This is a genomic window from Pseudomonas sp. GW821-FHT01A09 (assembly GCF_058986725.1).
Window position 1 is genome coordinate 95341 of record NZ_JBYSWB010000006.1, and the last position, 13833, is coordinate 109173.

At 63.6% G+C, this 13833-nt stretch carries 14 protein-coding genes; 6 read left to right on the plus strand and 8 right to left on the minus strand.

The features are described from left to right. Nucleotide 1 precedes the first annotated feature (1 nt). Complete coding sequence (locus tag AC3WJP_RS09730) at nucleotides 2-1063, plus strand: MsnO8 family LLM class oxidoreductase (protein ID WP_493720699.1); 1062 nt, start codon at nucleotides 2-4, stop codon at nucleotides 1061-1063. Nucleotides 1064-1224: 161 nt separating this feature from the next. Here the strand turns inward: AC3WJP_RS09730 and AC3WJP_RS09735 are convergent, their stop codons facing one another. The 4 genes from AC3WJP_RS09735 to AC3WJP_RS09750 form a co-directional block, all read right to left on the minus strand. Further along, nucleotides 1225-2019 (minus strand): IclR family transcriptional regulator, encoded by a 795-nt coding sequence (locus tag AC3WJP_RS09735; protein WP_493720700.1) that lies wholly within the window; start codon nucleotides 2017-2019, stop codon nucleotides 1225-1227. Nucleotides 2020-2028: 9 nt separating this feature from the next. After that, nucleotides 2029-2754: an SDR family NAD(P)-dependent oxidoreductase gene (locus AC3WJP_RS09740; protein WP_493720701.1), complete on the minus strand. Its 726-nt coding sequence runs from the start codon at nucleotides 2752-2754 to the stop codon at nucleotides 2029-2031. Continuing rightward, nucleotides 2751-4076 carry an MFS transporter gene (locus tag AC3WJP_RS09745; RefSeq protein WP_493720702.1) on the minus strand — a complete coding sequence of 442 codons (1326 nt, stop codon included), beginning with the start codon at nucleotides 4074-4076 and terminating at the stop codon, nucleotides 2751-2753. Before AC3WJP_RS09745 ends, AC3WJP_RS09740 begins: the two co-directional genes overlap by 4 nt. Nucleotides 4077-4157: 81 nt before the next feature. Continuing rightward, nucleotides 4158-4706 (minus strand): 2,4'-dihydroxyacetophenone dioxygenase family protein, encoded by a 549-nt coding sequence (locus tag AC3WJP_RS09750; RefSeq protein ID WP_493720703.1) that lies wholly within the window; start codon nucleotides 4704-4706, stop codon nucleotides 4158-4160. 253 nt (nucleotides 4707-4959) lie between these two features. Between AC3WJP_RS09750 and AC3WJP_RS09755 the strand changes: the two genes are divergently transcribed. The 4 genes from AC3WJP_RS09755 to AC3WJP_RS09770 all read left to right on the plus strand — a co-directional run bounded on the left by AC3WJP_RS09755 (nucleotide 4960) and on the right by AC3WJP_RS09770 (nucleotide 9205). After that, nucleotides 4960-5934, plus strand: a complete 975-nt coding sequence (locus AC3WJP_RS09755) for a C-terminal binding protein (protein WP_493720704.1) — start codon at nucleotides 4960-4962, stop codon at nucleotides 5932-5934. 18 nt (nucleotides 5935-5952) lie between these two features. Next, complete coding sequence (locus AC3WJP_RS09760; RefSeq protein WP_493720705.1) at nucleotides 5953-6630, plus strand: RraA family protein; 678 nt, start codon at nucleotides 5953-5955, stop codon at nucleotides 6628-6630. Nucleotides 6631-6698: 68 nt separating this feature from the next. Then, nucleotides 6699-8063, plus strand: a complete 1365-nt coding sequence (locus AC3WJP_RS09765) for an MFS transporter (RefSeq protein ID WP_493720706.1) — start codon at nucleotides 6699-6701, stop codon at nucleotides 8061-8063. After that, nucleotides 8060-9205 carry a mandelate racemase/muconate lactonizing enzyme family protein gene (locus tag AC3WJP_RS09770; RefSeq protein WP_493720707.1) on the plus strand — a complete coding sequence of 382 codons (1146 nt, stop codon included), beginning with the start codon at nucleotides 8060-8062 and terminating at the stop codon, nucleotides 9203-9205. Before AC3WJP_RS09765 ends, AC3WJP_RS09770 begins: the two co-directional genes overlap by 4 nt. A 31-nt stretch (nucleotides 9206-9236) precedes the next feature. Here the strand turns inward: AC3WJP_RS09770 and AC3WJP_RS09775 are convergent, their stop codons facing one another. Next, on the minus strand, nucleotides 9237-9983 hold the full coding sequence (locus AC3WJP_RS09775) for an IclR family transcriptional regulator (protein ID WP_493720708.1): 747 nt from the start codon (nucleotides 9981-9983) through the stop codon (nucleotides 9237-9239). Nucleotides 9984-10096: 113 nt separating this feature from the next. Further along, nucleotides 10097-11008, minus strand: coding sequence for a LysR family transcriptional regulator (locus tag AC3WJP_RS09780; protein ID WP_493720709.1), 912 nt, complete (start codon nucleotides 11006-11008; stop codon nucleotides 10097-10099). Between the two features lie 84 nt (nucleotides 11009-11092). Here AC3WJP_RS09780 and AC3WJP_RS09785 point away from each other — a divergent pair, with 84 nt between their 5' ends. Beyond that, complete coding sequence (locus tag AC3WJP_RS09785; RefSeq protein WP_493720710.1) at nucleotides 11093-11599, plus strand: SRPBCC family protein; 507 nt, start codon at nucleotides 11093-11095, stop codon at nucleotides 11597-11599. A 132-nt stretch (nucleotides 11600-11731) separates the two neighbouring features. Here the strand turns inward: AC3WJP_RS09785 and AC3WJP_RS09790 are convergent, their stop codons facing one another. Both AC3WJP_RS09790 and AC3WJP_RS09795 read right to left on the minus strand, forming a co-directional pair. Next, nucleotides 11732-12892 carry an alpha-hydroxy acid oxidase gene (locus AC3WJP_RS09790; RefSeq protein ID WP_493720711.1) on the minus strand — a complete coding sequence of 387 codons (1161 nt, stop codon included), beginning with the start codon at nucleotides 12890-12892 and terminating at the stop codon, nucleotides 11732-11734. A gap of 18 nt (nucleotides 12893-12910) precedes the next feature. Next, nucleotides 12911-13825, minus strand: coding sequence for an NAD-dependent epimerase/dehydratase family protein (locus tag AC3WJP_RS09795; RefSeq protein ID WP_493720712.1), 915 nt, complete (start codon nucleotides 13823-13825; stop codon nucleotides 12911-12913). Nucleotides 13826-13833: the final 8 nt, after the last annotated feature.

Below are 13833 nucleotides of genomic sequence, written 5' to 3' on the forward strand. Positions count from 1 at the left end.
CATGTCCCGGTCTATTGAACTGAGCATCCTGGACTACTCCCCGGTGGATGAAAATCTCCAGCCGGTGGACGCCCTCGCGGCCTCCGTACGCCTGGCTCAGCACGTTGAATCCAAGGGCTTCAAGCGGTTCTGGGTGTCCGAGCACCATGGCGCTCCCGCGACAGCCGGTAATTCTCCAGAAATACTCATGGCCCGCATTGCTTCGGCAACGCAACATATTCGCGTTGGCTCCGGTGGCGTGCTCTTGCCTAACTACAGCAGCTTGAAGCTCGCCGAAAATTATCAATTGCTGGAAGCGCTTTTTCCGCGGCGCGTCGATTTGGGTTTTGGCCGCGCACCAGGCGCCGACCGCCGTACGAGCACGGCGCTCAACGACGAGAAGGGCCGATCGCTTCCCTATCAACGCAAGGTTGTCGATCTGCTGGGGTTCGTGACGGGTAACCACGCGCCGGATTCGGACTATGAAGGGATGCAAGCGCATCCGCTCACCGCGGGCGTGCCACAGCCTTTCGTACTCGGTGCATCAGGTGCGACGGCAGAGATTGCTGCACAAGCGGGGCTAGGCTTCACGTTCGCGCACTTCATCAATCCGCGCGGCGACGGCCCGCTGGCGGCCAAAGCGTACCGGGCGGCATTCCAGCCGACTGATTTCGCCAGCAACCCCTCAGTGATTGCCACCGTATTCGTTGCAGTAGGCGACACCGAAGCTCAGGCCGAGGAGTTTGCCGATGCTTTTCATCTCTGGCTGACCTATGCCGAAAGCGCCAGCCCCTTTGATCGGGTGCCGTCGTTGGCCACTACCCGTGCTCACCGTTGGGGCCATGAGGAGTTGGCTGTTCGTGAGCGTAATCGCGGCAGGCTTATCTACGGTACCGGACCCCAGGTTGCAGCACAGCTCCGGCGGCTGGCCGATGACTATGGCACCCATGAAGTCATGATCAACCTCATGATGCCTGGGGAGCCGGCGAGGCTGAAGGCGATCGATTCGCTGAGTGCTGCGATGTGCTCCCAAGAGCCATCAGGTGACGGCGTCGAGCGAGAGAGCGCAGGAGGACGCGCATGATCCGCTGTCACCACCAGCTCCACACAATAATCCCCCCGGCAAACATCCTGATCGCCGCAGTGAGTACTGATGTGAGTGGACAGCCTCGCCCAGCATGATCTTGCCGCTGTCGACGCCGCGATCCGACCGCGTGGGCGAGCCCGCCGAGTAAAGGCCAGCGCTCAGCCCTGGCTTTTGCCCATGCGCAACTCCAGCTGCCGGGAAATCTTTGCAGTGCAGGTTTGAATCGCGGCGATTGCGACCTGAGGATCAAGGGCGTGGAAGCGGTAGCTGGGCATGCTCACGCTGACGCAGGCCACCACGCCCTGGCTGGCGGTGACGATGGGGCAACCGAAGCAGCAGATGTCTTCTTCGTTTTCTTCGATATCGGTGGTGTAGCCGCGGCGTGCGCTGAGCTCGATCTCCGCGATCAGGCTGTCGAGATCGGTGGTGGTCTTGGGCGTGAAGGGGCTTAGCGTCAAGCCTTTCAACAGCCTGCGTACCTCATCGGCGGGGCGCTGTGACAGCCAGGCCTTGCCCACCGAGCTGGAATACAAGGTCACCCGGGTGCCCACGCGTGAGGCCATGCGTACCGTGCGACGCGATTCGAGTTTGCTGATGTAGGTCATTTCCGGGCCGCTGCGCACAGCCAGGTGCACGGTTTCGTCGAGGCTGTCGCGCAAATGCTCGATGAACGGCTCAGCCACTGCACGCAGGTCCGAGCCCTCCCAGGCCTTGTACGCCAGGCCGATCAGCCGCGGCCCCAGGCCCAGGCGGCTGTCGCTGCCCATTTCCAGCAACATGCCCTCGGCCAACAGCGCCGCGACGATGCGATGGGTCGTAGGACGCGGATAGCCAAGGGTTTTCGACAGCTCGGTCACCGAGGGCGCCTGGGGCGCATCGGCCACGGCCTGCAACACGTTCATGAACTTGGTGAAGGCCGCCGTGCCGGGTACATCGTTTTGAGCTGAAGCCATGTCAGGTATCTATGCCACCAGGTAGCCCCCGTCCACCGGCAGGATAGTGCCGGTGATGAAGGCCGCGGCAGGGCTGCACAGGAACACCACCGCTTGGGCGATGTCCTGCGGCTGGCCCCAGCGGCCCAGGGGGGTGCGTTGAAGAATGGGCTGCGAGCGTTTTGGATCCTGCTGCAGCGCCGCGGTCAACGGCGTGGCAATCCAGCCTGGCGCCACGGCATTGACCCGAATGCCATCGGCAGCGTACGCAATGGCGAGCGATTTCGTCAATTGCATCACCGCGCCCTTGCTGGCGCTGTAGGCAGGCACCAGAGCGCCGCCGAAAAAGCTCAGCATCGATGCGGTATTGACGATCACCCCAGCGTTTGCAGCGAGTTTCTCGCGGGCCAGGCGGCAGCAGCGCATGGTGCCGTTGAGGTTGATGTCGATGACCTTTTCGAACACGTCGATCTCGTGCTCCTCGACGCGGCGTATCACCCCGGCGCAGTTGATCAGTATGTCCAGGCGCGGCAAGGCGCTGAACACGGCGCGGAGTGCCTCGGTGTCGGTGACGTCTACTTGCATCGCGCGCAGCTTGCGGCCGGCGGGTATTTCCAGGGCTTCGGGATTGAACCCGATGGCGAGTACTTCGGCGCCCAGTTCGGCCAGCATCAGCGCCACGCCGGCGCCAATGCCGGTGGTGCCGCCGGTGACGACCGCGGTCTTGCCGGCAAACAGGTCAGGGGTATAGGTCATGAGTGTTGCTCCGCAGGGGAAGGGGAATAGAGGTCGGCACTGTCGACGGCGGGAATCGGCTCCTTGACCAGCACGGCGTAGGCGATGGCGCCCAGCACGGCGATTACACCGCTGGCGACCAGGGCGCCTTCATAGGTGCCGGTGGTCTGCACCACCCAACCGGTGATCACGGGCGCGAAGGAGCCGCCCAGGTAGCCGCCGAAATTCTGGATGCTGCCTACCGACGCGACTTTGCGCTTGGGCGCGATGACGCTGACCATGGTCCAGCAAGCGGCGCTGGCCAGGTTGATGAAGAACATGGCGATGGAAATCAGCACCATGGCCCAAACCAGGTCCGGCGTGTAGGCAGCCGGCACTGTGGCTAGAGCGCCGCCCAGCAGGCCGATGCACACGGTCCACTTACGCGAGGCAATGACCGGCAGGTTGCGCCGCGACAGGTAGTCGGCGATCTGCCCGGCGCTGATCATCCCCAAGGCGCCGAACACATAAGGAATGGCCACCACCCAACCGGCGTGCGCCACCGAAAGGCCGCGGTCGTGCTCCAGATAGCTCGGCAGCCAGGTCAGATACAGCCAGACCATGTAGATCACCCCGGCAAACCCTAGCAACATGCCCCAGGTGGTGCGGTGGGTGAACAACTGGCGCCATTCGCGCCAGCTCATCTTGGCGCTGCTTTGCTCGACCTCCTCGTGCTGCGCCAGGTGCTCCAGGTCGCTGTGCTGCAGACTCGCTTCACTGCGGTTGCGGTAGCAGGCGTACCAGCCGATACCCACCAGCAACCCGGCGATCCCGGTGAACACGAACATCCAGCGCCAGCCGAAGGCCAGCATGATCGCAGTCAGCAGCGGTGGCGCCAGGCAAGGCGCGATGCAGCTGGAGGCGATGAACATCCCGGTCGGCCCACCGCGCTCGCGCACCGTGAACCACTCGCTGACCACCTTGGCACCGGCGGGGAACAGCGGCGACTCGCCGATACCCAGCACCGTGCGAGCCAGCATGAACTGGGAGAAGGAATTGACCATGCCGCACAGCAGCTGCGCCACGGACCAGAAGCAGATACCCGCGCCCAGCACCAGGCGGTTGCCCAGGCGGTCGATCAGGGCGCCGACCGGCAGTTGGGAGAACGCGTAGGCCAAGGAGAAGGCCGACAACAGCAAGCCCATCTCGGTAGGGGTCAGGGCCATCTCTTCTCGGATGGCCGAATTGGCGATCGACAGGGCACTGCGATCGATGTAGTTGACGAAGCCGGCAACGGTCAGGAAGGTGACCGCCATCCACTGGATACGCCTAAGCTTCGCGGATTTCGCGAGGGGAGCAGGCATGATTCTCTCTCTTTGTGATTATTGTCGAGACAGGAAACACACGGGCTGGGGAAGGCCGCCAGCCCTTTGAACGGTCAGGCGTCAGCGAATGAACTGGTCGACGTAATCAGCGCCCAGGCCCACGCTTTCGTAGTACTTGCGGCACATGTCGATCTTGGTGAAGACGTCTTCGTAGCCGACGTTGGCGCCCCAGGGGTCGACGTAGTACATGCAGCCCTGCACGTTGAACAGGGTGATCATCTCTTCGACCCCCTCATCCACGACCAGGGTGTGGGTTTCTCCTGGTGGCTCGAAGGCATAGCCGCCTTCGGTGGCTTCCCAGTCATGTTCCAGGTAGCGCCAGCGGCCCTTGATCACATAGGCGTGCACCGGCCCAGGGTGGCGGTGACGGCTAAGCACGCCAGATTTGCGCACCCGCAGAAGATTGATCCAGTAGCCGGCTGAACGGTTCAGGCACAGGGGGCGGAACCACACGTTTTCCGCCTGTGGCACCCAGATGCGCTCGTCCACGGGGACGGCGTTGGGTACCACGAGATCAGGCAGCATGGCTTGAGGTTGCGCGTGCTGAAAGGGCATGCGCTTGAGCTCATCGGCGGTGTACACGGGGCGTTGCTCGAGGGTATCAGACATTTTTTGTTCTCCGTCCACAATGTGGATGTTGTGTCCACAATATGATTGATGCCGAAAGGGGTTCCTGTCAACCTGCACCTGTGGCCCGATCGTCACCCGGCATGGCCTGAGATGAAAATAGCTTTGAATGCCGAGGGATTATCAGCTAGGGTTTGATAATGTGTTGCATGTGAGGCAATTGTGTTGCGCATAGCGCAACATGGAGAGACACAACACCGCGGTCAATAAATCCAATAACAACAGGTGAACCCACGTGCCCAAGGTCTATGTCACCGACTTCGACTATCCCGATCTGTCGATTGAAAAAGCCATTCTCGAACCCGCCGGCATCGAAGTGATCGGCCTGCAGGCGCGCTCCGGCGAAGGCCTGGCGGAGCTGGCCGCGGATGCCGCTGGCCTCCTGCAGCAGTACGCGCGCATCGATGCCGCGACCATCGCCGCGCTGGCACATTGCAAGGTCATTGCGCGCTACGGCATTGGCGTCGACATCCTTGATGTCGACGCCGCCCACCGCGCGGGCATCGTCGTGACCAACGTGCCGGATTACTGCATTGAGGAAGTCGCCGACCACTCCATCAGCATGGCGCTGACGATCATGCGCTCGATTCCGTCTTACGCTGCCGCCACGCGCCAGGGTGCCTGGCACTGGTCGGACTGGAACCGGCCCATCCGGCGTTTGCGCGGCAGCGTGTTCGGCCTGGTCGGCTTTGGCCGGATCGCCCAGAACATGGCGCGCAAGCTTCAGGCGTTCGGCCTCGAACTCATCGCGTATGACCCCTACGTTTCGGCCAGCCTGATGCACGCCCACGGGGTCCGGAAGGTCGAACTCGATGACCTGCTGCGCAGTGCCGACCTAGTCGATGTGATGTGCCCCTACACTCCCGATACCCATCATTTGCTGGACGAGCGCGCCTTTGCGCTGATGAAGAAGGGCGCACTGGTGGTCAATTGCTCGCGGGGCAAGGTGATCGACAACAGCGCGTTGCACCATGCCTTGGCAAGCGGCCATATCGCCGCTGCCGCGCTGGACGACACCGAAGAAGAACCCGCCAAGCAACAAGCCTGGTCGCCGGCCGGCAATCCCCTGTTCGCCCTCGCCAACTGCCTGGTCACCCCTCACGTCGCCTACGTCTCGCAAGAGGCCCTGGACGAATGCCGCCGCACCGCTGCCTTGAACGTGCGCGCGGTGTTGCAGGGCGAAAAACCCCTCAACCCTGTTTACCCTTGAATCCCAGAGGATATCCCCATGAGCATTACCGTTAACCCAAGCCCCCAGGTAGACCGTGAACTGGTTGCGCGTTTCGTCGCCATGGCCGAGGTGATGTCGCTGTCTTGCGTGGTCTCCGACGCCCTCGAGCGCTCCGGCACCATGCGTACCGACATCAAGCCCAAGGGTGCCGACAAGAAGATCATCGGAACCGCCCTGACCGTGCAACTGGCAGCGGGCGACATCGTCGATTGCCTCGAAGTGTTCACTGTCGCCATGCCCGGCGACGTCATCGTCATCGACGCCTTCGGCGAAACCGAAACCTCGATCTGGGGTGGGCTGATGACCGGCCTGGCGAAGAACGCCGGCGTCGTCGGCGCAGTGATCGATGGCAGCTGCCGCGACACCGACGAGGCGCGCTTTCTCGACTTTCCGGTCTCGGCCAAAGCCAGCGGCCCGCGCCAGGCGCACACCGCCCTGAGCGGCCGGCGCGAACCCATCGCCATCAACGTACCGATCTCCTGCGGCGGCGTGATGATCTACCCCGGCGACCTCATCGTGGCTGACGAAATCGGCGTGGCGGTGGTTCCTCAGGCGCGCATGGAAGCGGTGTACGAACGCGCGCAGACCATCGCCCGCAACGAAGCCTCGATGCGCGAGTTGATCCTGGAGGGTGCCACCTTCCAGGATCTGCTTGCCAAGTTCGGGCGCATCTGACCGCCCCCTGCAGCCTATTCCACGATCGTCGTCCAGCCTTACAAAATCCATAAATGGAGACGCTTAACATGATGATGAAAACCCCGGTCGGTCCATCCAGCCTGCCCAAACCCCAGGGCCGCAAACGCTGGGTGGTGCTGTCGTTGCTGTGCCTGTTGGCGCTGATCAACAACATCGACCGCCTGGCGCTGTCGATTGCCGCCCCCGCGATGCAATCGGAACTGGGCCTCACCGCCACTCATATCGGCCTGCTGGGCAGCGCCTTCTCGCTGTTCTATGCGTTCGGTCAACTGCCCTCCGGCTGGTTCGTCGACCGCTTCGGGCCGCGCAAACTGTTGGGGCTGTCGGTGGCGGTGTGGAGCGGCGCCACTGCGGCCATGGGCTTTATCGGCAGCCTGCCGGGTTTCATCGTCGCGCGGGCCTGCCTGGGCCTGGCCGAGGCGCCTTCGCTGCCGTCCACCAACAAGATCGTCACCCAATGGTTTCCGAAGAAAGAGCATGGCTTCGCCAACGGCTGCTGGGATTCGGCGCTCAAGGCCGGCCCGGCTTTCTTCACCGTGTTGCTGGTATGGATAGTCGCCGAGTTTGGCTGGCGCGAGATGTTCATTCTCGCCGGCATCGCCGGGGTCGTGGTGGCGGCGATTTTCCTGCTGTTCTACCGCGACCTGGACAAGTCGCCGAACGTCAGCGTCGAGGAGCTCAGCTATATTCGCCAGGATAGCGGCGTCCAGCTCGATGAAGGTCCGTGGGTGCCTTGGGCGAGCCTGTTCAGGAAGCGGTCGATGTGGGGGATGATGGCCGGCTTCTTCTGCAACATGTGGGCATACCAGATCTTCCTGGTGTTCATCCCGCTGTTCATCATCAACCAGTTCGGTGTCAAGTTTGCTTCGCTGGGGCTGATCGCCAGCGTGCCCTGGGTTGGCGCCATCATCGGCGACCTGGCCAGCGGGCTGATTTCCGGCAGGCTCAGCGAGCGCGCTGGCTGGACCACCATGAAGGCCAAGAAGGTCACCATCATCGCCTCGATGCTGCTGCAGGCGCTGGTGCTGGCGTTGATTCCGTTCAACGGCCTGTTCGGCGAAGGCGCTGGGCTGGCCATCGCCGTCACGTTGATGGCCTTCGCCCTGGGCTTCAATGGCGCGGTGGTCGCCCACGCCTGGTCGCTGCCCTGCGAATTCACCACGCCCTCGACGGTGGCCTCAGTGGGGTCGATTCAGAATTTCGGCGGCTTTATCGGCGCCACCCTGTCGCCGCTCGTGGCCGGGCTGATCATCGATGCCACGCACTCGTTCAATCTGGTGTTCTTCATTTCCGCCGGTGTCGCGGTGCTGTCGGCGCTGTTCTATCACTTCGGCGTGCGCCAACCCATCGTTGCTTCGCCGTCCGCAGCGGCCGGCGCGCCAGCAGCCAACCTCAATGGAGCCCTGGTATGAAAATCGCCCGTATCGAAACCTATCTGCTCAAGAGCCCGCTCGAACGCCCCTTCGCCTATTCCCAAGGCTGGGTAACGGGACGCTCAACCACCCTGGTGCGGGTGGTCACCGACACCGGTATCGAAGGCTGGGGCGAGACCTTCAGCGTCGGCCTGCAGCCGCCGGAGATTAGCGCTGCGGTGATCGACAGTGCCCTCAAGCCGCTGCTGATCGGCCAGGATCCGCTGGCCACCGACGTGCTATGGGACACGATGTATGTGCGTACCCGCGACTATGGCCGCAAAGGTGTGGTGCTCGGCGCCATCAGCGCCATCGACATCGCCCTTTGGGACATTCGTGGCAAGGCCGCCGGACTGCCGGTGTGGCGCCTGCTGGGCGGGGCGTTCCGCGAGCGCGTGCAATGCTACGCCACCGGTTTCTTTCGCAGCCGCGGCCAGGGCCAGGCGGCGGACATGGCGGCCGAGGCGGTACGACACGCGGAGGCTGGTTTCAGCATCATGAAGGTCAAGCTCGGCTTCGGCCTGGACGACGACATCGCGGTGATGCAAGCCATTCGCGAGGCGCTGGGGGAGGGCGTGCAGTTGATGATCGACGTCAACCACGGCTACGGCGCCAACGACAGCATCCGCCTGGGCCGCGCCCTCGACAATCTGCGCCTGCGCTGGATCGAAGAACCGGTGGTGCCCGAGGACCTGGCCGGCTACCGGCGCGTGCGCGATGCTCTGGACACGCCGATTGCCGGTGGCGAAGCAGAGTTCTCGCTGTACGGTTTCCGCGACCTGATCGCCGCCGGCGCGGTGGACATCGCCCAGCCGGATATCTGCCTGGCCGGCGGCTTCACCGCGCTCAAGCACATCAACGTGCTTGCGCAAGCGGGCGGGGTGCAGGTCAACCCCCATGTGTGGGGCACTGCGGTGGGCCAGTACGCCTCGTTGCACAGTATCGCCAACACGCCGACCACTCACTTCGGTCTGTTCGCCGACCAGCCGCTGTTCGAGTACGACACCTCGTCGCATCCGTTCCGCACGGCGCTGGTGCACCAGCCGTTGAGTCATGAGCAGGGTTGGTTGACGTTGCCTGAGGGGCCGGGCCTGGGGTTCGATATCGACGAGGATTTCCTCGCCCGCACAGCGCAGCGCTGAGTTCGCTGCGGCCCGGGGGCGGCGGGCTTTCTCAGCCGTTCCATCCCAGGTCACGGGAGATGGCCCGAGCCGCTTCCTGCAGGGGCTCGAGCACGGTCTGCTGCATCGCGCTCAGGTCGCTTTTAGCTTTGAGTTCGATGATCGACACCGCCGCCACCACATTGCCGGTGACATCGCGAATCGGCACGCCCAGGCAGTTGATGTACTCCTCCAGCTCACCGTCGTCGGTCGACCAACCGCGCTCGCGCACCCCCTCCAGTGCCTCAAGATAAGCCTCACGCGACTGGATGCTGGTGGGGGTGAAACGAGTGAACTCATGGCCTGCCAGCAGTTGCTCGCGCACTTCTTCGCCGGCGAATGCCAGGATCGACTTGGCGACACTGGCGGTGTGCAGGCACACCGCGTCGCCCACCCGCGAGGTCAGGCGAATGGAGCGCTTGGGCTCGATCTTGTCGATGTACACGATCTGGTCGCTTTGCAGTTCAGCCAGGTGCACGGTCTGGTCGTATATCTCGCTCAGCTGCACCAGCCGTGGCCGTGCCAGCCTCACCAGGCTGTATTGGTCCTGCGCGTGGTAGGCCAGCGACAGCAGCGCCGGACCGATGCCATAACGGCCATCCGGCAGCTTGCGCAGGAGCCGCTGGCTGAACAGCACATCCATGATGCGCAGGGCGGTGGAGCGGTGCACGTCGAGGCGACGGGCAATCTCGGCAGGGGTCAGAGGTTCGTTGCCGATCAGCATGAGGACTTCGATGGCGCGTTCAATACTTTGGGACACAGGCTACCTCGAGGGACCAACGTGGGTGAGAAGACCGGTAGCTGGCATTCGGCGGGGCGACAGCGGCGCTCATGATACCCCGTTTGCACCTGCGACCCTACGCATCGGCACCGTCATCGAGCGTGCTGCGAGCAGGTCTTGATCAGTAACGAGCGCAACCAGCGCTGACCTGCATCGCGGTGCGTGCGTTCATGCCAGGCGACGGTCTTGCTAAAGCCTTGGATGGCCAGCGGTGGCTCGATCATCGCCAGATCATTGCGGTGCAGCGCCAATCGCCGAGGCACGACAGCGATCATGTCGCTGACGGCGAGGATCTCTGGCAGCACCAGAAAACTGGTCACCGAGATTGTCACGCGCCGCGACCGTCCGAGCTTTTCCAGGGCCTCGTCCGTGACCCCATGAAATGAGCCCCCCGAGGAGGACACCAATACATGATCCAGCGCGCAAAAACGCTCCAGCGACAACGTGCCGATGGCGGCGTCCGGGTGGTCGGCGCGCATGACGCACACGTAGCGTTCATCGAAAAGCGCCTGAGCGTGCAGACCTGGCGCGGTGAAGTCCGGCGTGACCAGTGCCAGGTCAACATCGCCGCGGTCGAGTTGCGTGAGCAGCGCTTGATTGTCGATCGCCTGAACCGCCACGCGTATATTCGGCGCCTGCAGCCTGAGCGCGGCCAGAAAGGGCACCACCACGGCGCGCAAGGCATAGTCGGTGGACGCCAGGGTCACGGTCATGCTTGCCGTTGCCGGCTCGAACGCTTCGGGTTGCAGGATCGCTTCGATGTCACTGAGCAACTGCTTGACCGGCCCGGCCAACTGTTCGGCGCGCAGGGTCGGTACCATGCCGCGTTGCGCGCGCACGAACAGCGGGTCGCCAAAGCTCTCGCGCAGGCGCGTAAGCATGCCGCTCACCGCCGGTTGGGTCAGGGCCAGGCGCTCGGCGGCCCGGGTGACGCTGCGCTCGTCCAGCAGCGCATCCAGCGTTTTGAGCAGATTGAAGTCTAGATGTCTGATATCAGGATTCATGATGTCTAGGATAAAATATGGCGATTGGCGTTATTTCAGGCTAGCAGCCAAGATGGGCCACGTCTAACCCATCGAGTATCGGACATGCACGAAATCATCTGGCCACAAGACTATCTGCCGGGCTTCACCGAAAACTTCTGTTCCAACGAAGTTATCGTCGCCGGCCTCAGCGCTGCTGACATCTGGCCGCTGCTCAGCTTCGCCCCGAAGTGGCCAACCTACTACTCCAATGCGGCGAACATCCGTTTTTACGACGACAAAGGCCCGGAGCTTTCTGAGGGCGTGCGTTTTTATTTCGAAACCTTCGGCTTCCCGGTTGAGGCTCAGTGCACCGAACATGTGCCTCCCACTCAAGGCCAGCCCGGCCGCGTCGCCTGGCATGGCTGGGCCGGCGAGGGCGACACCCGCCTGGACGTGCACCACGCCTGGCTGATAGAAGACCTGTCCGAGGGCCGCGTGCGCATCCTCACCCAGGAAACCCAGAAGGGCAAACCTGCCGAGGAACTGGCCAAGGCCAAGCCCAACCCGATGATCAACGGCCACCAGGACTGGCTGGACGGGCTGGTCGGCGCGGCGCGCCAGGCCAGGTAACCATCCATGCCGCTGTGCATGTCCCTGTCGATTCGCATTTTCGCAGGCCTCGAGCAAGAAGTCGGTATCCTGCGAACGTGCGGCGGGGTCGATCCTGCAAGCGAATCGCGATAGCTATCGAGCGTTGCGCCCCTATCGTTCGGGCTGATCCTTGCGTTTGATCAGCCTGTGGCGATTGGCTTTGAGCGCGTCTATGCTGGTGATGCCCATCAGCGCCAGGGTGATGTCGGTCTCGGCGCGCAGCAATTCGATCGCTTCGCGCACCCCTGCTTCGCCATTCACTGCCAGGCCGTAGGCGAACGCCCGGCCCAGCAGTACGCCGTCGGCGCCGAGGGCCAGCGCCTTGACGATCTGGCTGCCACGCCGGATGCCGCCGTCGAACAGAATCTCCATACGGCCGTCGACCCAAGCGGCGATCTCTGGCAGCGCCGTGATGCTCGAACGCGCGCCGTCGAGTTGCCGGCCACCGTGGTTGGAGACGACGATGGCATCGACACCGGCGTTCAACGCGCGCTCGGCATCGCGTACCGACAGCACGCCCTTGAGCACCAACCGCCCGGGCCATCGCTGACGCAGCCACTCGAGGTCTTTCCAGGTCATGCTCGGATCTACGTTGCCGGACAGGTACGAGGCCTGGGACATGAAATCCCCGGCCAGCTCCGGGCGGTGGCCGACGTTGCCCAGCTGCGCCTTGCCATTGCGGGCCATGCGCAGGCACCAGCCGGGGCGTGAGGCGAAGTCGAGCAGGGCGCTGAGATTGAGGTTGGCCGCAGTGCGAAAACCGTTGCGGGTGTCGCGCTCACGTACCGAAGAAATGTCGGTGTCGGCGGTCAGGAACAGGGTATCGATTCCCGCCGCCAGGGCGTGGGCAATCATTTCTTCCGCCAGTTGCCGATCCTTGAACACATACAGCTGGAAGGCCAGGCCCTTGGGCAGCGCGGCCGCCACCTGCTCCATGGAATTGATGGAGAAGGTCGACAGGCACATGGGGATGCCTGCCGCTCTCGCCGCGCGCGCCGCCGCCACCTCGCCCTGGGGCCAGAACATGCCGGCGAAGCCGACCGGCGCAAGCATGAAGGGCAGGGCGTGGTCGTTGCCCAGCAGGCGCGTGTTCAAGCGCCGCTCGCTGAGATCGACCATGATCTCCTGCTCCAGCCACCATTGGTCGAAGTCACTGACGTTGGTGCCCAGCGTGTGCTCACTGAATGCGCCGCCGTCGATGTAATCGAAAAACATCTTCGGCAGCTTGCGGCGCGCGCTGCGCCGCAGGTCCTCTACGTTGGCGTTGATCATGTGCGGTACCTGGGCGGGTCAAGCATCGACATGGCGGTAGAGGTCGTCCTGGGCCTGGTAGCCGAGGTATCGGGCGGCGCTGCTGAGATCCCAGTCCATGCCGCGGTTGTTCGACACGCCGTTGACGATCACTGCCGGCGCCGGCCAGTGGCTGCTGTCGGCCAGTACCGCGGCGATGAACAGGCGCTCGAGGTCGCCATTGGACAGCCACATGTTGCGGAACCATCGCAGCGCGCGTTTGGCGTCATCATCCAATTGCTGCGCATCGGCGCTAGAGGCGGGCGAGCCGGAATGAGTAATGTCGCGGGGGTCGTTGGCGCCGGTCAGTGACCAGCCCACCCGCACCGACACCGCGCTGAGTTTGCCAGCGGCGAGTTCGGCGACCGCGGCGCAGAGCTTTTCACCCATCACCTTGGACGTGCCATAGGCCAGCGAATGCTCTTCGTGGTCGCCGTTGTGCCAGCGGGTGCCGGGAGCGGGTGGCAGTTCGGCGGTCAGTTTCCCGGGACCCATCTGCGCGGCCAGGGGCAGGTCCTTGTAGGCGCCCATGGCGTGGTTGGACGAAGCGAAGACGAACCGCTCGACACCGTTGGCGGTCGCTTCGAGCAGCAAGTTAAGGGTCATGTCGTAGGACGCCAGGGCCTGCTCCCAGCTGGCGTCTGGCAGTGGGTGCAGGGCGGCGAAGTGGATCACCGTGTCGACCTCGGCCATGGCGGTGGTCCAGGCGCCGCCGCGTACGGTGAGGTCGCCCTTGACCAGTTCGAGGCGCTCGCGGGCCTCGGCGGAAAATTTCGAATAGTCGCCGCTGCGGTCGATGCCGATGACTTTCGAGCACCAGGGCTCGCGGGCCAGGGCTTCGACGACTTTTTGCCCGAGGTTGCCCCCCGCACCAGTGACCATCACCGTGCGTGGGCGTTGTGCTGTGGTTGGCATGCCGATTG

Coding starts and splice junctions, on each gene's coding strand:
- AC3WJP_RS09730 (WP_493720699.1), top strand. CDS start 2: ATGTCCCGGTCTATTGAACTGAGCATCCTGGACTACTCCCCGGTGGAT.
- AC3WJP_RS09735 (WP_493720700.1), bottom strand. CDS start 2,019: ATGGCTTCAGCTCAAAACGATGTACCCGGCACGGCGGCCTTCACCAAG.
- AC3WJP_RS09740 (WP_493720701.1), bottom strand. CDS start 2,754: ATGACCTATACCCCTGACCTGTTTGCCGGCAAGACCGCGGTCGTCACC.
- AC3WJP_RS09745 (WP_493720702.1), bottom strand. CDS start 4,076: ATGCCTGCTCCCCTCGCGAAATCCGCGAAGCTTAGGCGTATCCAGTGG.
- AC3WJP_RS09750 (WP_493720703.1), bottom strand. CDS start 4,706: ATGTCTGATACCCTCGAGCAACGCCCCGTGTACACCGCCGATGAGCTC.
- AC3WJP_RS09760 (WP_493720705.1), top strand. CDS start 5,953: ATGAGCATTACCGTTAACCCAAGCCCCCAGGTAGACCGTGAACTGGTT.
- AC3WJP_RS09765 (WP_493720706.1), top strand. CDS start 6,699: ATGATGATGAAAACCCCGGTCGGTCCATCCAGCCTGCCCAAACCCCAG.
- AC3WJP_RS09770 (WP_493720707.1), top strand. CDS start 8,060: ATGAAAATCGCCCGTATCGAAACCTATCTGCTCAAGAGCCCGCTCGAA.
- AC3WJP_RS09780 (WP_493720709.1), bottom strand. CDS start 11,008: ATGAATCCTGATATCAGACATCTAGACTTCAATCTGCTCAAAACGCTG.
- AC3WJP_RS09785 (WP_493720710.1), top strand. CDS start 11,093: ATGCACGAAATCATCTGGCCACAAGACTATCTGCCGGGCTTCACCGAA.
- AC3WJP_RS09790 (WP_493720711.1), bottom strand. CDS start 12,892: ATGATCAACGCCAACGTAGAGGACCTGCGGCGCAGCGCGCGCCGCAAG.
- AC3WJP_RS09795 (WP_493720712.1), bottom strand. CDS start 13,825: ATGCCAACCACAGCACAACGCCCACGCACGGTGATGGTCACTGGTGCG.